Raw genomic sequence first — 18553 nt, 5'->3', positions numbered from 1 at the left:
TCCAATCTTACTTAACTATATTTGCAGAATTATAATATATCTGATTATGAAATGTGGAATTGTAGGTTTGCCTAATGTAGGAAAATCAACCTTGTTTAACTGTCTTAGTAATGCAAAAGCACAGAGTGCTAACTATCCTTTCTGTACCATAGAACCTAATTTAGGAACGGTATCTGTACCAGACCAAAGATTGTTTGAGTTGGAAAAATTGGTTAATCCAGAGCGAGTTCTTCCTGCAGTGGTGGAGATAGTAGATATAGCGGGACTAGTTAAAGGAGCGAGTAGAGGAGAAGGTTTAGGTAATCAGTTTTTAGCAAATATCCGTGAGTGTGAGGCTATTATCCATGTGTTGAGATGTTTTGATAATGGCAATATTGTGCACGTAGAAGGTTCGGTGGACCCATTAAGAGATAAAGAAATTATAGATATAGAGTTACAACTAAAAGACATAGAAACTCTAACTAAAGCGGTAGAAAAAGCCAAGAAGTTTATAAAATCAGGAAAAAAAGAGGATATTTTAAAATACGAAACATTAAAAAGTATCTTAGAGTTTGTAGAAAGTGGTAGAAATGCTCGTGAGTTTGAGACTGATGATGTTACCCAGCCTATCATAGACGAAATACAACTATTAACTAAAAAGCCTGTACTTTATCTTTGTAATGTAGATGAAAACTCTATTAAAAATGGCAACGAGTGGATAAGCAAAGTAGAGGAAATGGCTCAAAAAGAGGGAGCGGAAGTGTTGGCTTTAGCAGCACAGATAGAGGCAGATATTAACGAACTAGAAACCTACGAAGAACGCCAGATGTTCTTGGAAGAGTTAGGGTTAGAAGAGCCAGGTGTTAACCGCCTTATCCGTAAAGCGTATGAACTTTTAAAGTTACAAACTTATTTCACTGCAGGCGTAAAAGAAGTAAGAGCGTGGACGATAGGTAAAGGTTGGACGGCACCTCAAGCGGCAGGAGTTATCCACACTGATTTTGAGAAAGGGTTTATCCGTGCGGAAGTAATTAAGTACGAAGATTTCATCAATTACGGTTCGGAGGCTAAGGTGAAAGAAGCGGGTAAACTTTCTGTAGAAGGTAAAGAATATGTTGTGCAAGATGGTGATATTATGCATTTTAGATTTAATGTTTAATATCTAAATCAAATAATAAAAAAAATCCTCATAACTTAGTTGTGAGGATTTTGGTTTTTAATTATGATATTGTTTACTAGCCTAATTTCTGTGCGTCTGCTACAAACTGTGCTAAACCATTATCTGTTAAAGGGTGTTTAAGTAAACTTAATATGGGAGCTAGAGGAGACGTGATAACATCAGCACCTATTTTAGCACAATCTATAATGTGCATAGAGTGTCTTATAGAAGCTGCTAGAATTTCAGTTTCAAACATATAGTTATCATATATCGTTCTGATTTCTTCTATTAAATTAAGTCCATCAGTAGAGATGTCGTCCAATCTTCCTAAGAAAGGCGATACATAAGTCGCTCCAGCCTTAGCTGCTAAAAGAGCTTGTCCTGCCGAAAATATTAAAGTGCAGTTAGTCTTAATACCTTTATCAGAAAAATACTTTATAGCCTTTATTCCGTCTTTTATCATTGGTATTTTTACCACGATATTAGGGTGGATGGCTGCTAGTTCTTCGCCTTCTTTTATCATTTCCTCATAAGTTGTAGAAAGTACCTCTGCAGAAATATCTCCATCTACCAATTCGCAAATGGTTTTGTAGTGGTTCATTATAGCTTCTTTCCCTTGTATGCCTTCTTTAGCCATTAGAGAAGGGTTGGTAGTTACGCCATCTAAAATACCTAGATTTTTAGCTTCTTTAATTTGCTCAAGATTAGCGGTGTCGATAAAAAATTTCATTTTTAAATTAGATTTTTGTTTCAGCAAAGATAGTAATTTAATGTAAGAAGTCTAGTCAAATTTAGGGTAGATTGTAATCCCAATCTTATTTTTTTTATTATTTTTGTTGCTAAATAAAATAATTATGTCATACGGATTATTAAAAGGAAAAAAGGGAATTATATTTGGAGCTCTTAACGAGCAATCTATCGCTTGGAAAGTAGCAGAAAGATGTCATGAAGAAGGTGCTGAATTTATCTTATCTAATGCACCTATCGCTATGAGAATGGGAGAATTAAACGCTTTGGCAGAAAAAACAGGAGCAGAGGTCATTGGTGCAGACGCCACTTCTATGGAAGATTTAGAAAAACTTTTTGATGCTACGATAGAAAAATTTGGAAAGCTAGATTTTATTTTACACTCTATAGGAATGTCGGTTAATGTGAGAAAAGGTAAGCCTTATACTGACCTTAATTATAGCTTTTTAGAAAAAGGTTGGGATGTATCGGCAGTTTCTTTTCACAAAGTTATGAAAACCGCTTGGGATAAAGATTGTATGAACGAGTGGGGTTCTATTTTAGCACTCTCTTATATTGCAGCTCAGAGAACTTTCCCAGACTATAATGATATGGCAGATAACAAATCTTATTTGGAGAGTATTGCGAGAAGCTTTGGGTACTATTGGGGTGAAAGAAAAGTAAGAGTAAACACCATATCACAATCTCCAACACCTACAACAGCGGGAAGCGGAGTGAAAGGCTTTGGAGGTTTCTTAGGTTATGCAGAAGATATGTCTCCACTAGGTAATGCAACAGCTTTAGATTGTGCTAACTACTGTGTGGCAATGTTTTCTGATTTAACAAGAAAGGTAACAATGCAAAATCTTTTCAACGACGGAGGATTTAGCAATACTGGGGTTTCTCAGAAGGTGGTAGATAGATATGATCAAAGTAAAGAAGGTTAATCTGCTATAATTGAAATAAAAGTAATACCGAGGCTAGATACTAAAGTTTCGGTATTTCGTTTTAACCATTCCCAAATTAAATTAACGATGAAAAAAGTCTTATCTTTGTGTGTTGCTTTATTAGCAATTTTATCATTAACTAATTGTAATCCTATATACAAAAAAATGAATATCGAAAAAGAATTTTACAACGCTCTTCCAGAGGGTGTTTATGCAAAAATGGAAACTTCTAAAGGAAGTATGATTATCCAGTTTAACGACAAAGAATCTCCTGTAACTGTGGCTAACTTTGTGGGATTAGCACAAGGTACAATAGAAAATAAAGTTAAGAAAAAAGGAAAGCCTTACTATGATGGGATTATTTTTCATAGAGTTATCAAGGATTTTATGATTCAAGGAGGAGACCCTACTGGAACGGGAATGGGAGATCCTGGTTATAAATTTGATGACGAAAAGAATGACCTAAAACACGAGGGTAAAGGTTATCTTTCTATGGCTAATTCTGGTGCTAATACCAATGGTTCTCAGTTTTTTATTACAGAAGTAGCTACACCTTGGTTAGATGGTAAGCATACCGTGTTTGGTAAAGTAATACAAGGTTTAGAAGTTATAGATGCGATTGCGAATGTAGAAATAGGAGCACAACATAAGCCTAAGCAAGATGTAGTAATACAGAAAGTGGAGATTTTCACTAAAGGTGAGTCTTACAAAGATTATGATGCAGCAAAAGTATTTAATGAAGGTAAATCTAAAATCGAAGAAAGAAATAGAGCTTACATAGCTAAAAAAGAAGCAGAGGCTGCTAAGAAATTAGAAGAATTAAAGGCAGGAATGACAGCTACAGCGTCTGGGCTTTTATATAAGATTACAAAATCTACCGAAGGTAAAGCTCCTAAAGCAGGTGATATGGTAGCAGTACACTATGCGGGAAGATTAACTAACGGACAAGAGTTTGATAACTCTTTTAAAAGAGGAGAACCAATAGAGTTTCCTGTTGGAACAGGTAGAGTAATTAAAGGTTGGGACGAAGGTATTATGCTTCTTAAAGAAGGCGAGCAAGCAACATTGCTTATCCCATCTAATTTGGCTTATGGAGAAAGAGGTGCAGGAGGTGTTATTCCGCCTAATGCGTGGCTATTATTTGATGTAGAATTGGTTAAAGTTAAATAACTTATATTTTATTCTCAGATATTAAGGGCTTGGTGGTTTTCATCAAGCCCTTAATTTGTTATAAATCTGATGATTAGTTTCTATGTGGAAACTATTTTATATGTTTTACATATTATTTATAATATTGATTACTATTGATTTAACTTAAATTTAACATTTAATTATTATGCATGCATAGTATTTTGTGTTATATTTGAAGTACAAAGTTTTTAGATATAAAAATGGAATCAAATAAAGACAAAATAGAAAATATAGATTTAATACTTAAATCCACTTGGTTAGCTGTTTCTAGAATGTATTCGGAGAAAGCTCAAGAGCATGATTCAACTACTGTACAGGCACTTACTTTGCTGAAGATAGACCCAAAGAACGGAACTAGAAGCACTAATTTAGGTCCTAAAATGGCGATAGAACCTACTTCGCTTACAAGGATTATTAAACTATTGGAGGATAATGGCTATATCTATAAGGATAAATCTTCTGTAGATAAAAGGGAGGTTATCATTAAATTAACTGAAAAGGGTTTAGAGTCTAGAAATTTATCCAAAGCGATGGTACTTAACTTTAATAAATTAATTCTTGAGAGAATTTCACCCGAAAAACTAGAGGTTTTTAAAGAGGTAACTAATGATATTGTGAAGATTGCCAACGAACTCAATCGTAAAAAATAAATAAAAAATAGAATTATACTTAATATGAAAAGAAGAATTAAACACATTACCGTTCTTGGTTCAGGAATTATGGGTGCTGGTATAGCGGCTCATTTTGCCAATATAGGCGTAGAGGTGCTTATGCTAGATATCGTTCCTTTTGAACTTACAGAAGCGGAGCAGAAAAAAGGTCTTACTAAAGAGGATAAAGCCTTTAGAAATAGAATTGCAACTGAAAATTTGGAGAAACTTAAAAAGGCAAGCCCTGCGTTGCTTTACACTCCAAAATTTGCAGACAGAATAACGGTAGGTAACTTTGATGACGATATGTCTAAAATTAAAAATACCGACTGGATTATTGAGGTAGTAGTAGAGAGATTGGATATTAAAAAATCTGTTTACGAAAAGATAGAACAATACAGAAAAGAAGGTACTTTGGTTTCTTCTAATACATCGGGTATTCCTATCCATCTTCTTACCGAGGGCAGAAGCGATGATTTTAAGAAATATTTTGCAGGGACACACTTTTTTAATCCAGTAAGATATTTACCACTTTTAGAAATTATTCCTACTCCAGAGACCGCTCCAGAAGTAGTAGATTTCTATATGGAATATGGGGCTAAATTTTTAGGGAAAACTACAGTTTTAGCGAAAGATACACCAGCTTTTATTGCCAATAGAATAGGTGTTTTTGGTATGATGGATTTACTTCATAAAGTACAAAAACTAGGGTTAAGTGTATCAGATGTAGATAAACTAACAGGTCCAGTAATTGGTAGACCAAAATCTGCAACATTTAGAACGGCAGATGTGGTGGGGCTAGACACACTTGTACATGTAGCTAATGGAGTTAGAGAAAGTGGAGCAGAGGCAGAGGAGTTCAAGGCAGTATTCCAGTTGCCAGATTATATCCAAAAAATGATGGATAATAATTGGCTGGGTTCTAAAACAGAACAAGGTTTCTTTAAGAAAGTTAAAAATGCTGATGGCAAATCAGAGATATTAGGATTAAACTTAGATACCTTAGAGTACGAATTACAAGATAAGTCTTCTTTCCCTACTTTAGAATTAACTAAAAATATAGACAAACCTATTGATAGATTTAAGGTTTTAATAGGTGGTAAAGATAAAGCAGGAGAGTTATATCGCAGCACTTTGGGAGCATTGTTTGCTTATGTTTCTCATAAAGTTCCAGAAATTTCAGACGAAGTTTATAAGATAGATGATGCTATGCGTGCTGGATTTGGTTGGGAAAATGGACCTTTTGAAATTTGGGACGCTGTAGGTGTTCAGAAAGGTGTAGAATTGGCCAAAGAAGCTGGGTATGAAGTATCAGATTGGGTTAAATCTTTAGCAGAGCAAGGTAAAGCATTTTATCAGGTGAGTGAAGAAGGTCAAACTTTATACTTTGATAAAACTAAGGCAGATTATCAGTCTATACCAGGGCAAGATGCCTTTATCATTTTAGATAATATTAGAAAAAATAAAACGCTTTGGAGCAATTCTGGTTCCGCGATACAGTATTTGGGTGATGGTATTATCAACTTTGAAATTCGTTCTAAGATGAACTCTCTTGGAGGAGAAGTTTTAGACGGTCTTAACAGAGCGATAGACCTAGCAGAAAAGGAATACGATGGTTTAGTAGTGGCTAACCAAGGAGCTAATTTCTCGGTGGGGGCTAACTTGGCTATGATTTTGATGATGGCGATTGACCAAGATTGGGACGATTTGAATATGGCGATTGCTTATTTCCAAAAATCAATGATGAGGCTTCGTTACTCTTCGATACCAGTAGTGGTAGCTCCGTTTGGAATGACGTTAGGTGGTGGTTGCGAGATGACGCTTCACGCTGACCGTGTGGTAGCTGCTGCAGAAACTTACATTGGTCTAGTAGAAGTAGGTGTAGGTGTTATCCCAGGCGGTGGTGGTACTAAAGAAATGACTTTAAGAACTATGAAACAAATGTCTAAAGACGATGTTAAAAACAACCGTCTAAGAGATGCTTTTATGAATATTGCTATGGGTAAAGTAGCCACTTCGGCTTATGAGGCTTACGATATGGATATTCTTCAGCACGGTAAAGACTTTGTGGTAGTCAACAAAAATAGACAGATTGCAGAAGCTAAAAAAGTAGCATTACTAATGGCAGAGCAAGGCTATACACAGCCAGTTTCTGAAAAAGTAAGAGTTTTAGGTAAAGATGCGTTAGGTATGTTCTATGTAGGTACAGACCAAATGCTTACAGGTAATTTCATTTCAGAACACGATAAGAAAATTGCAGATAAGTTAGCTTTTGTAATGGCAGGAGGAAACCTTTCCGAAGAAACTTTAGTTACAGAGCAATACCTTCTTAACTTAGAGAGAGAGACTTTTTTACAGCTTTGTGGAGAGAGAAAAACTTTAGAGCGTATCCAATTTATGCTTCAAAAAGGAAAACCACTAAGAAATTAATTTTTGTTAGATGTTGGATATGAGATTTTAGACGTTGTAAATTGATACTAAATGAGTGCACATCAATTGAATAAATTAGTAGTTTGGCAAAAGGCTATCGCTTTAGCTAAGGAGATTTACCTTATTAGTGAAGCGTTGCCTACGAACGAAAAATTTGGATTGACTTCACAGATGAAAAGGTGTGCTATTCTATACCTTCTAATATTGCAGAAGGAGCGGGAAGAAATAACCCAAAAGAGTTCATTCATTTTCTAGGAATAGCTTCGGGGTCTTGTTACGAACTAGAAACTCAGCTTATTTTATTATCAGAATTACAAATGAAAAACAATCAAGACATAACGCCTACGTTACAACATTTAACAGAAATACAAAAGATGATTTATAAATTAAAATCAAGTTTAACTTCAAAAGGATTAGAATCTAAAATCTAATCTCTAAAATTTAATAAATATATGAAAACAGCATACATAATAAAAGGTTACAGAACGGCTGTAGGCAAAGCACCTAAAGGGTCTTTAAGATTTACAAGACCAGATGTGATGGCAGCTAAAGTAATAGAAAAACTGATGAGCGATGTGCCTCAGTTAGACAAAGATAGAATAGACGACCTCATCGTGGGTAATGCAATGCCAGAGGCAGAACAAGGGCTTAATATAGCGAGGCTGATTTCGCTTATGGGGCTTAATACAGATAAAGTTCCGGGAGTTACGGTGAACAGATACTGTGCTTCAGGATCTGAAGCTATTGCAATTGCTTCGGCTAAAATTCAGGCAGGTATGGCAGATTGCATCATTGCAGGAGGAACGGAATCTATGAGTTTTATCCCAATGGGCGGGTACAAGCCTGTACCAGAGACGGATATAGCTAAGTCTAACCCTGACTACTATTGGGGAATGGGCTATACAGCAGAAGCGGTGGCAAAACAATACAACATCAGTAGAGAGGAGCAAGATTTGTTCGCTTTTGAATCGCACCAAAAAGCATTAAAGGCATTGGCGGAAAACAAATTTGTCAATCAAATTGTGCCTATTCCAGTAGAATATACCTTCCTTGATGAAAACCAAAAGCTACAAACTAAATCTTTTGATTTCTCTGTGGACGAAGGTCCTAGAAAAGATACTTCTTTAGAAGGTTTGGCTAAACTAAGACCTGTATTTGCGAATGGAGGAAGCGTTACGGCAGGTAACTCATCACAAATGTCAGACGGAGCAGCGTTTGTTATTGTAATGTCTGAAGATATGGTAAAAGAGTTAGGCTTACAGCCTGAAGCAAGGTTAGTATCTTATGCAGCAGCAGGTCTAGAGCCGAGAATTATGGGTATGGGACCTGTTTACGCTATTCCAAAAGCACTTAAACAAGCAGGCTTACAACTTAAAGATATAGATTTAATAGAGCTGAACGAGGCATTTGCCTCTCAATCAGTAGCAATTAAAAAGGAGTTAGACCTTAATCCAGAGATTGTAAATGTGAATGGAGGTGCTATTGCATTAGGACACCCGCTAGGTTGTACAGGTACTAAACTTACCGTTCAGCTTTTAGACGAAATGAGACAAAGAGGCAGCAAATACGGTATGGTAACTATGTGCGTAGGAACAGGACAGGGAGCTGCAAGTATTTTTGAGCTTTTATAAGAGTTCAAAAATGATTTAATATTTAATAATACAACACTTAAAATTTACAAAATGAGTACAATACTAAAAGGGGGAGAATTTTTAATTAAAGAAACTCCAGCAACACAAATTTTCTCAATAGAGGAACTGTCAGAAGAACAAAAAATGCTTAGAGACTCTGCTAAGGAGTTTATAGATAGAACTGTAATCCCAAACAGGGAGCGTTTCGAAAAGAAAGATTATGCCTTCACAGAAGAGTGTATGAAAGAAATCGGAGCTATGGGCTTTTTAGGAATTTCGGTTCCTGAGTCTTATGGTGGTTTGGGTATGGGCTTTGTAACCACTATGTTGGCTTGCGATTATCTGTCGGGAGCTACGGGGTCTTTAGCTACGGCGTACGGAGCACATACAGGTATTGGTACACTACCTATTTTACTTTACGGAACGGAAGCTCAAAAACAAAAATACCTACCAGACTTAGCTACGGGGGCTAAATTTGGAGCTTACTGCCTTACAGAACCAGATGCAGGGTCTGATGCCAACAGCGGAAAAACTAAGGCAAGACTTTCGGAAGATGGTAAACATTACATCATCAACGGTCAAAAAATGTGGATTTCTAATGCAGGGTTTGCAGATACCTTCACTTTCTTTGCTAAAATAGATGACGATAAAAATATCACAGGGTTTGTGGTTAATCGTTCCGAGTTAGAAAATCCAGAAAGTCTAACTTTTGGGGAGGAAGAGCATAAACTCGGTATTCGTGCTTCCTCTACGCGTCAGGTATTTTTTAATGATATGAAAGTACCTGTGGAGTGTCTTTTAGGAGAGAGAAACAATGGGTTTAAAATCGCTCTTAATGCTCTTAATGTGGGTAGAATTAAACTTGCTGCGGCTTGTTTAGATGCTCAAAGAAGAATCCTTAACTATTCTATTCAATATGCTAACGAGAGAAAGCAGTTCGGAACTTCTATCTCTACTTTTGGGGCTATTCGTAAGAAAGTAGCTGAAATGGCAACCGGTATATTTGTGAGTGAAGCAGGTTCTTACCGTGCGGCTAAAGATGTTCAGGATAAAATAGATGAACTTGTAGCAGGAGGAATGAACCACCAAGAGGCAGAGCTTAAAGGCGTAGAAGAGTATGCAGTAGAATGTTCTATATTAAAAGTATTCGTGTCCGATTTGTTGCAACACTCGGCTGATGAGGGGATTCAGATTTTTGGAGGAATGGGCTTCTCGGAGGATACGCCAATGGAAGCAGCTTGGAGAGACTCTAGAATTTCTAGAATCTACGAAGGAACCAACGAAATTAACCGACTACTCGCCGTGGGTATGCTGATTAAAAAAGCGATGAAAGGGCAAATAGACCTAATATCTCCAGCAATGGCAGTAGGTAAGGAGCTGATGTCTATCCCGTCTTTTGAAACGCCAGATTATTCTGCATTTATGAGTGAGGAAAAGGCGATGATTGCTAACCTTAAAAAGGTCTTCTTAATGGTTTCAGGAGCGGCTTTACAGAAGTATATGATGGATATTGAAAAACAACAACACCTTCTACTAAATGCATCTGAAATTCTTAACCAAATTTATATGGCAGAGTCTGCTATTTTAAGAGCAGAGAAGCACTATACACCAGATTCTGCAGAAGCAGCAATGGCACAGCTAAACCTTTATAAAGCGATAGAGAAGATTATTGTATCTGCTAAAGAAGGGATTGTATCTTTTGCAGAAGGCGATGAGCAAAGAATGATGCTTTCTGGTCTTAGAAGATTTACTAAATATACCAACACTCCTAATGTAATTGCCCTTACCGAAAAAGTAGCAAAACACTTTATTGAAAAAGGGGGGTATTAAGAGTAAAGTATAAGCAGTTATTGAATTTTTGAAAAATTGAGGTTTTTTATAGAGCCTCAATTTTTTGTATAAAACTGTAAACCAAATACACGAATCCCCTATTGCCTAAGATGAGTCCTTTAAACCCACAATACCTCACCAAAAAGAAAAGCGTATTTCAGAAGATGATGGCTTTTGTAAAAAAGTTTAAAGGCGTGGGTGGCGAACTTTAAAATGGAAAAGAACGACACAACTAAACAATTAAAATCCATATCTACACCACCCCGTTGCCTTACCTAGCAACGCACAGGTGTAGCCTAAGGCAACACAGCGTTGCAGGGTAAAGCAACGCATAGGCGTAAAAAAGAACGCTTCGGTTGGCAATTTGCCAACCGAAGCGTTGCTTTATAAAACCTAGCTGAAAGCCGCTACTATACAATTACTATAGGAGTAGATAAAGTTTCGGTTCTAGGGTCTTTGAGGAGCGTGTTGCCTTTGGTGAACTGTGTAGTGAGGCTTAGCTCGTAATTCCCTGCCTCTAAATCTGTAGGAACGAGAATAAGTAACCTCGACGGCTCATTGAGTACAATACTGTCTTTGGTTAGCTTTACCTCGTTTTGAGTATCTAGGTTTTTGAAGACGATGCCATTTTTAGGGTCATTGCCGTCTATTTTAATGAATGTACCTTTGATTTCCGCATTCTTGCCTTTAGTAAGTGTGCCGTCTGCTTTACCAGTAGCTTTGTCAGTAATGCTAAACACGCTCATTGGGCTGGACTGCTCGCCGAGGATTTCTACTTTGGTATCGTTGGCGGCTTTTCTTAGGTCGGTGCCTTGGTTTACATTTACATATACAGAGTGCTTCTCTTTATCCCAAGTTTTGTCGTAAAACACACCCTTAATGGCAGGACGCATATACACCAGCCCCGTATTTACACTATAGCCATTGAGTACCAACTCCGAGGCTTTACGGTTAAAACGGGTGATAATATCCACCGCTGTTTCGGTTTTTATCTCCATACCCTCTTTTTTAAGGGCATCTATGATTTCTGTAATGCCAAGGCTACCGCCCAAAAGGGGTACGGCTACAAAATCGTTAGGGTCATCTTTGGTGAGTAGGTTGGGACGCAACCACGCTTTTAAAGTATTCATAATATATAGTATTTAAAGGTTAAATATTTTTTATAATAAAGTCTAATTTATAAGGTTGGCTAATCTTTGAGGCAGCGGACACCTACACCGGATGCACGCTTTGCGTATTCTGGCATAGCAGATTGACTTTCATACATAAACAAAATTAGGGTGTATTGCGGATAATTGCTGGTATCACCTGACCAAGCAGTAGCGACTATTGATGGGGCAGTTATTACCCCGTAATCCCATTTACGGTAACCCGAAGCAGGAAATCGGAGATTCATTTCGTTCCACATGGCAGGACTATTGTGCACATTTCTCCAAGCCCATGCGCCTGTTATTGATATATGTAAGTAGTTCAGATAAGAAAAGCTCGGAACTGTATAACCTATAGGACAAGGATTGTTCGAACCATTCACCCCCCAGCTATCTATCATCCCATAGATGGGGTGTATATTGTTGATTTCAGAATTTACCCACGAGTTTTCACCTGACGATTGTCCATTAATCCACAAATTGGTATTCGGGGAAGTCCACGAATTAGACAGGGCAGACGTAGAAGTATACTTAGGCGTGCCGGAAATAGAAGAAGTCCAATTAATCAACTCGTGACCATCAGGCTTTCTCTGCCACTGGAAAAGGGAGCCGTACGCCCGCCAGTCTTTTTTAATCTGGTCGGCAGTAGGGTTAGAAAGCGGTACGGCAGTGGTGGTATTTGTATAATCTAAATCCCCTGCCTGACGTGTCGGGTCAAACCAAGCTGAGCCGTACTTGGCATATTCTGCCCCAAGGTTATTCCCCAGCCACACTCTGCCGTCCGGACCTATAAGAGGCGTATAGACAAAATCGTGCTCCCTTACATTAGCCCCATACCCCACACAGGCAGAAGTGGTCTTCCCAAGGCATCGGTCGGGAATCCCCGTTACCGCATAAAGTTTATATTGGGTATTAGAGGTGGAAAAAGCACCCGCATAACGGTCGGGATAGCTGAAAGCGCCCATCAGTAAGCCTTCCACATCGGCACCAAAACCCATATTCATATCCAGTTTCTTAATCAGCAAATCGCCATCTAACGAACGAATGGTAGCGAAAATATGGGTGGTGTCAGGAGTGCAAATTTGCGGTCCCCACGAAAAGCGGAGGACACGGCTGTTCCCGTCCTCTGTATAGGTGGCAGGTATGGTAATATCTGTACTGTAAGCGGGAAGGATGCCGTTGCCCTGTACCGTTACGGGAATCCCAACCCGAAAGCCTGTGGTAGTGATTTTCCCCTGATGGTCTATCACCAAGGATTCCGGAATGCCGTCCGCAGCAATATCCCTTTGCCAAAGGGCTTCCGAACGGGGGTTAATGTTGTAAGGGAAATAATCGGCATCGTAAATAGAAGCAATGCGTTTCTTGCCGTTCCCCAACGTTACGTCAAGACCTGTATATGCATCTAACGCCCGTAAGACCACTTGAGCTTTTGCCACAAGTGGAAGAAACACCAGCACCAAGCTGTAAAAATAGAATCTATTAAGTTTCATTGGTTTTCTTTTTTATTGGGTTGCTTTTAAGTTTTAGAGGGCGTCCCCCGTTACGGTTACCGAGGAAGCGGTGTCCTTAATAATACCGATAGCCGAATATTGGGTTCTCGTTTTGGTTCCTCTTGCCGATACCCCCGAAACTGTTACCTGCCCCGTATTGTTTTGAACAATCACACAACTGAAACCGACGGGCAAACTGTTTGGAACGCTAATGGTGGTAGGGGAGGTGCTATCCACATACACATAGCCGCCGTTATCGGTTTCCGTAAGGGTAACCGTTCCGCTTGAAGTCGTAACTCTACGAAACCCGCCCGTGGGTGTCCATTGGGTACCGTTCCATACCAATAGCTGCCCCGACTGAGGTGCAGTAGCAGAAACCGCAGAACCTTGGATTTTCGTTACTTTAGTTTCGTTGCTGTTCAAATTGGCGGTAACATCACCCGTTAAAGCCGCCCGTTGAAAGGAAGTCCCGCTTACTTTCACGGTTTCGGAATCGGTATAATCCTTTCGGGAAAGTTTTTGCCACGAGGAGCCGTCAAAATAATAGTACCCTGCATCGGTAACATTCGCCGTTTGTCCCGACGGGGAGGTTTCTGCCTCCGTAACATAGACGATGGCGCCTTGCTGTTCTAGGGTATAAGTTTTAGCTTTTAGCTCCACTCCTTTTAAACGAGGGGGAATAATCCCATCAAGAGCATCAGTATCTAATGCTTTACCCACCACATCTAGCGTGGCTTTGGGGGTAGGAGTATTGATGCCCACTTGTGCCTGTAATGCCAAAGGCAGAAATACCGTGCATAATAAGGTTTTTTTCATAATGTTAAAGTTTATAGATGTTAGATGTTAAGTTGTTAAGTTGTGAAATTGTTAAGTTGTTAATTGCTAGTTGTTGGTTGTTGGTTGTTAAATTGTGAAGTTGTAAAAAAGTTTAAGGAGCTGAAGCTGTTCAAGGTTCTATGTTTAAGGTTTAAGGGATATGTACGCTTATTCAACCTTGAATATTTGAACTTTAAACCTTGAACTCTTGAACTAATGAGAAAACGCCTCCCCCCTCTCAACACACACAAAACGAGGAGGAAGGCTAAAACAGAGAGAATAGAATATCCTCTCTGTAGGCTAGAAGCTCTAAACCCAAACCACCCATTCAGCTGATGAGAAAGACGGACTTCTAGCAGATATTTATGAAAACAAAACTTAGCGTGTGCTAAATGCCAAATGCCCCTAACGGAAGCTAGAGGCACATTATTTATAATTGATGATAAAAATCTAGATAAAAAGTAGTATACTACGCGTACGCGGGTAACTAGTCTGTGTGTGTGTGTGTGTGTGTGTGTGTGTGTGTGTGTGTGTGTTTACACAATTATTTGGAACTACCAAATAATTTTGCAACTTTTTTACACTTGTTTGTATATGGTTGGTATTGTGTGTCATAAACTGGGGCAAATGTATAAAACTATTATGATATGAGCAAGAATAGATAACAAATAAATGAAAAAAAGTATTCCCAATCTTAGTGGATAGCGGTAGAGCTATTTTCATTAAAGAAATATCTCTATATTTGTACTTATGATTTTACGGGGAGATAATTTAATAAAAGAATACGGACCTAAGAAGGTCGTAAAAGGCGTATCTATAGAGGTAAAGCAAGGCGAAATAGTAGGGCTTTTAGGACCTAATGGAGCAGGTAAAACCACCACCTTTTATATGATAGTCGGCTTAGTGAAGCCAACGCAAGGCAACATCTTTCTAGACCAGCACAATATCACAAAAGATGCGATGTACCGCAGAGCCCAAAAGGGGATAGGTTATTTGGCACAAGAGGCTTCGGTGTTTAGAAAACTCTCTGTAGAAGACAACATTATGGGAGTACTGCAACTTACCAAACTTTCTAAAAAAGAGCAACGCCTAAAGTGTGATGCACTTATAGAGGAGTTTTCACTAGAACACGTGAGGAAGAACAGAGGCGACCTGTTATCGGGTGGAGAAAGAAGGCGTACTGAAATCGCAAGGTGCTTAGCTACCAGTCCTAACTTTATTTTACTAGATGAGCCTTTTGCAGGGGTAGACCCTATTGCCGTGGAAGATATACAAAAAATTGTGAGGTCTTTGGTAGAGAAAAATATCGGTATCCTTATTACCGACCATAATGTGCAACAGACTTTAGCTATTACCAATAAAACTTATATTATGTTTGAAGGTAAAATTCTAAAGGAAGGCTTACCAGAAGATTTAGCCAACGACCCAGAGGTAAGACAAGCCTATCTCGGAGAAAACTTTAGGTTTGAAAAGATTTAACATTGATGTTCGCTGAATGAAAATTTATACAAAAACAGGCGATGGTGGAGCTACTTCTCTCTATGGAGGTACAAGAGTTTCTAAAGCCCACCTTAGAGTAGAGGCTTACGGCACTATAGACGAGCTTAATGCGTGTCTAGGTGTGGCAAAATCTTATATTCGAGAGGCAGAAGTTTTAGAGCAACTTAAGGTCATTCAGTTTGATTTGTTTACACTTGGTTCAGAGTCTGCAACACCTGTGGATAAACTTTTCTTAGCTAATGGTAAATCTAGGCTTCCGTTGGTTATAGGTCAAAATGAAATAGAGACCTTGGAGCGTTGGATAGACGCCTTTGATGAACAGCTAGAGCCGTTACAATTCTTTATTTTACCTGGAGGAGGCAAGGCTTCAGCACATCTGCATATAGCAAGAACGGTTTGTAGAAGAGCAGAACGCTATTTAGTCGCTTTAGGTGAGCAGGAAGAAGTAAGAGCAGAACTTATAAAATACCTCAATCGCTTGTCTGATTATCTGTTTGTATTAGCGAGATACATTTCTCACTTACACCACGAACCAGAAGAGTATTGGAATCCTAACGATAGACCATAAACCACAATGGCTAAAGAACCCCAAAAAGCAATTTTATACATCAATGGCGAACCTCCCAAGCAGTTGCCTCCTTATTCGGAAGGGGATATTTGGGCGTGTACCGATGGGGCTTGGAGTTATCTCAAACAAAAAGGCGTTACGGTGGAGCAGTTGGCTTTTATTTCAGGCGATTTTGACTCTGTGGTTTCTTTAGAAGACCTTCCAAGTGAGAAGATAATTTCTACACCCAATCAAGATTTTACCGATTTTTATAAAGCCTTAGACCTTCTTAAACACAAAGGAATTACCAAAGTAGATGTTTACGGAGCGAGTGGCAAAGAGCAAGACCATTTTTTAGGTAATTTAACCGTAGCCTATCAGTTTAAGGAAGCGATAGACATTACTTTCTATGATGATATGGCAACTTACTTCTTTATACCTCAACAGGTGGAACTAAAGGAAGTAAAAGGTAAAACCGTTTCTTTGTATCCTTTCCCAGAGGCTAAATCTATTGTTACCAAAGGGCTTAGGTGGAGCCTTAACAAAGAGGATTTATCTATCACCAGTAGGATAGGTACAAGAAACATAGCCGATGAAGACACTATTTCTATCAGCTATGCTAGTGGGAGTTTACTCGTCTTTTTAAGTAAAAGTAGAGCGCTAAACCCATAAAATCTTATGCTAAAACTTTAAAGGATAATAAGTTTATCCCGGTTTTATGCTACACGATATTACCAGTACCATTAAACAAGCCAAAGTAATTTTTGCTCCTGCTAAAGGGATAAAAGATACCCTAGCGACACTCACCTACGAGAAGGCTTAAGGTAACGCCTAAGCCCCCTTTAAAAAACCGATGCTTATAAGTTTTAGATTTTATAGACATCGGATTTATGAGTTGTCCTTTTGTTTTTGCCTAATCACTGCATTGGGTTTGTTTCAAGGCAAAAGAAGGGAGAGTAAAAGTACAGACAATAAAAAATGATAGAGTTCTTTTGTATTAACGCTTAATCACTACATTAAATTTTAATACTTAAAACAACCAATCTACAATAATAGGAGCTAATAATGCCGTGAAAATCCCATTAAGTATCAGTCCTACACTTGCAAAACCAGCGTGTTTTTCGCTCATTTCTATCGCCATCATTACGCCTAATCCGTGCGAAGAGGCTCCTAACGAAATACTTTGCCCCATTGGGCTATTGATTTTGGTGTACTTTAGAACTTGTAATCCTATAATGCCGCCTACCAACCCTGTAATAATAACGGCAGAAACTGTAAGCGGAACAATACCTCCTACGGTGTTAGAAACTTCTATGGCAAGTGGTGTAGTAATGGATTTTGGAGCTAATGAAATTACTACTTCTCTATTGGCTCCGAGTAATTTAGCTACAGAACAAACACTAATCACTCCCACCACGCTTCCAAACAAATGCGAGATAAGGATAGGGAGGAGTTGTTTCTTAATTCTTTCCAGTTGTAAATATAGCGGGACCGCAAGAGCAACTACAGAAGGTTTAAGCCAAAAATCTATATAGTTGCCTGCCACAGCATAGGTATTGTAAGGGATATTAAATACCACTAGATAGCCAATAATAACAGCAGAGCCAATAAGTACCGGATTGAGAAAAGGCGATTGTACTCTTCGGTTGAGCATAATGGTGCCGTAGTATATCACAAAAGTAAGCCCTAGTAACCAAATTGGATTCTCTAGAAAAGCCATCATACTTATTTTAATTTTTTACGAATGAACTGATAAACCTTGCCTGTTACTAAAATCACCAAAGCACTACTGATAACAATGGATACCATAATAGGAATAATATTATCCCATAACAAATCAAAATAGAGCATTATTGCGACACACACAGGGATAAAAAATAGCCCTAGATTGCCTAAAAGAAAATCCGAAATGCCTTTGACCCATTCTAGTTTTATCCATTTTTTGTGGAGAGCAAAAGTCAGTAGAAACATACCGATAAGGCTTGAGGGGAATTTAATTTCGGTAAGGAAAACTACTAATTCTCCCAACGCTAAAAATCCTAAAATAATGGCACAATATCTAGCTAAAATCATATAAACTTATTTTACTCTGCAAATATAGTATTATTGCTTATATCTTTATGGTTTAGATGTATTTTACTATTCTAGGCTGAAACATCTAGGAAAGATGAAAAAGAGTTATTTGCTAATAACTGCTCTTTCAATAGGGAGGGCTATGTTTCAGGCTGTAAATTTTACTCCTAACATTACTGTGTCTGCAGAGAAGTGCTTGTGAGGAGTCATTGGATATAAAAATTATTGTGCGGCTGAATCTGTTGATTTTGATATTTTTACATTGATGGTGAAAAGTATAGGCACACCTTTATTGTTTAATAGATGGAGGTAAAGGCTTTGCTGATTTTGTTATTTTTAGTTGCTTATGGAATGTTCTAAATAGACTCTTTTTTATTTTCGTGTATTCAGAAAATATGTTTATATTTGTCATCGCTATGCAAATTTTATCAAAATC

16 protein-coding genes and 1 pseudogene are annotated in these 18553 nt (G+C 38.2%); 11 read left to right on the top strand and 6 right to left on the bottom strand.

Going from position 1 to position 18553, the window contains the following annotated elements; genetic code table 11:
- Positions 1-46: 46 nt before the first annotated feature.
- Entirely contained in the window at positions 47-1138 is a 1092-nt protein-coding gene (gene ychF / locus D1003_RS09000; RefSeq protein ID WP_052911185.1) for a redox-regulated ATPase YchF, read from the top strand.
- 76 nt (positions 1139-1214) lie between these two features.
- Here ychF and fsa read toward each other — a convergent pair whose 3' ends face one another.
- Positions 1215-1868 (bottom strand): fructose-6-phosphate aldolase, encoded by a 654-nt coding sequence (gene fsa, locus D1003_RS08995; protein WP_014938906.1) that lies wholly within the window; start codon positions 1866-1868, stop codon positions 1215-1217.
- A gap of 124 nt (positions 1869-1992) precedes the next feature.
- Here fsa and D1003_RS08990 point away from each other — a divergent pair, with 124 nt between their 5' ends.
- The 7 genes and pseudogenes from D1003_RS08990 (at position 1993) to D1003_RS08960 (ending at position 10543) form a co-directional block, all read left to right on the top strand.
- Positions 1993-2811: an enoyl-ACP reductase gene (locus tag D1003_RS08990; protein ID WP_153936578.1), complete on the top strand. Its 819-nt coding sequence runs from the start codon at positions 1993-1995 to the stop codon at positions 2809-2811.
- Between the two features lie 165 nt (positions 2812-2976).
- The gene (locus D1003_RS08985; RefSeq protein WP_014938904.1) at positions 2977-3981 is read left to right on the top strand and encodes a peptidylprolyl isomerase; all 1005 of its coding nucleotides are present in this window, start codon (positions 2977-2979) and stop codon (positions 3979-3981) included.
- A gap of 221 nt (positions 3982-4202) precedes the next feature.
- Positions 4203-4652 carry a MarR family winged helix-turn-helix transcriptional regulator gene (locus D1003_RS08980; protein ID WP_004919230.1) on the top strand — a complete coding sequence of 150 codons (450 nt, stop codon included), beginning with the start codon at positions 4203-4205 and terminating at the stop codon, positions 4650-4652.
- 24 nt (positions 4653-4676) lie between these two features.
- Positions 4677-7082 carry a 3-hydroxyacyl-CoA dehydrogenase/enoyl-CoA hydratase family protein gene (locus D1003_RS08975; RefSeq protein WP_109474944.1) on the top strand — a complete coding sequence of 802 codons (2406 nt, stop codon included), beginning with the start codon at positions 4677-4679 and terminating at the stop codon, positions 7080-7082.
- Positions 7083-7133: 51 nt separating this feature from the next.
- A pseudogene (locus tag D1003_RS08970) lies at positions 7134-7513 on the top strand (four helix bundle protein).
- Positions 7514-7534: 21 nt separating this feature from the next.
- The gene (locus D1003_RS08965; RefSeq protein WP_079208320.1) at positions 7535-8713 is read left to right on the top strand and encodes an acetyl-CoA C-acyltransferase; all 1179 of its coding nucleotides are present in this window, start codon (positions 7535-7537) and stop codon (positions 8711-8713) included.
- 51 nt (positions 8714-8764) lie between these two features.
- Entirely contained in the window at positions 8765-10543 is a 1779-nt protein-coding gene (locus D1003_RS08960) for an acyl-CoA dehydrogenase family protein (RefSeq protein ID WP_153936576.1), read from the top strand.
- A gap of 410 nt (positions 10544-10953) precedes the next feature.
- On the opposite strand, the gene D1003_RS08955 is transcribed toward D1003_RS08960, so the two are convergent.
- From D1003_RS08955 to D1003_RS08945, 3 genes are all read right to left on the bottom strand, one after another.
- Positions 10954-11673, bottom strand: coding sequence for a DNA-binding domain-containing protein (locus D1003_RS08955; protein WP_153936574.1), 720 nt, complete (start codon positions 11671-11673; stop codon positions 10954-10956).
- A 59-nt stretch (positions 11674-11732) separates the two neighbouring features.
- Positions 11733-12656, bottom strand: coding sequence for a hypothetical protein (locus D1003_RS08950; protein ID WP_185148344.1), 924 nt, complete (start codon positions 12654-12656; stop codon positions 11733-11735).
- A 558-nt stretch (positions 12657-13214) separates the two neighbouring features.
- A complete protein-coding gene (locus tag D1003_RS08945) occupies positions 13215-13997 on the bottom strand; it encodes a hypothetical protein (protein WP_153936567.1) in 783 nt (260 codons plus the stop codon).
- A gap of 750 nt (positions 13998-14747) precedes the next feature.
- Here D1003_RS08945 and lptB point away from each other — a divergent pair.
- From lptB to D1003_RS08930, 3 genes are read left to right on the top strand one after another with little or no spacing between them, the layout of a single operon-like run.
- Positions 14748-15476: an LPS export ABC transporter ATP-binding protein gene (gene lptB, locus D1003_RS08940; RefSeq protein WP_153936566.1), complete on the top strand. Its 729-nt coding sequence runs from the start codon at positions 14748-14750 to the stop codon at positions 15474-15476.
- A gap of 16 nt (positions 15477-15492) precedes the next feature.
- Positions 15493-16065 (top strand): cob(I)yrinic acid a,c-diamide adenosyltransferase, encoded by a 573-nt coding sequence (locus D1003_RS08935; RefSeq protein ID WP_153936564.1) that lies wholly within the window; start codon positions 15493-15495, stop codon positions 16063-16065.
- Positions 16066-16071: 6 nt separating this feature from the next.
- On the top strand, positions 16072-16716 hold the full coding sequence (locus D1003_RS08930; RefSeq protein WP_153936561.1) for a thiamine diphosphokinase: 645 nt from the start codon (positions 16072-16074) through the stop codon (positions 16714-16716).
- Between the two features lie 358 nt (positions 16717-17074).
- On the opposite strand, the gene D1003_RS08920 is transcribed toward D1003_RS08930, so the two are convergent.
- The gene (locus D1003_RS08920) at positions 17075-17767 is read right to left on the bottom strand and encodes an LrgB family protein (RefSeq protein ID WP_153936559.1); all 693 of its coding nucleotides are present in this window, start codon (positions 17765-17767) and stop codon (positions 17075-17077) included.
- Positions 17768-17769: 2 nt separating this feature from the next.
- Entirely contained in the window at positions 17770-18117 is a 348-nt protein-coding gene (locus tag D1003_RS08915) for a CidA/LrgA family protein (protein ID WP_153936556.1), read from the bottom strand.
- Positions 18118-18553: the final 436 nt, after the last annotated feature.

Source organism: Riemerella anatipestifer (genome assembly GCF_009663465.1).
Classification (GTDB): Bacteria; Bacteroidota; Bacteroidia; order Flavobacteriales; family Weeksellaceae; genus Riemerella; species Riemerella anatipestifer_C.
Note: the sequence above shows the minus strand (reverse complement) of the source record. Positions and strands in the feature narration are given on the sequence as shown.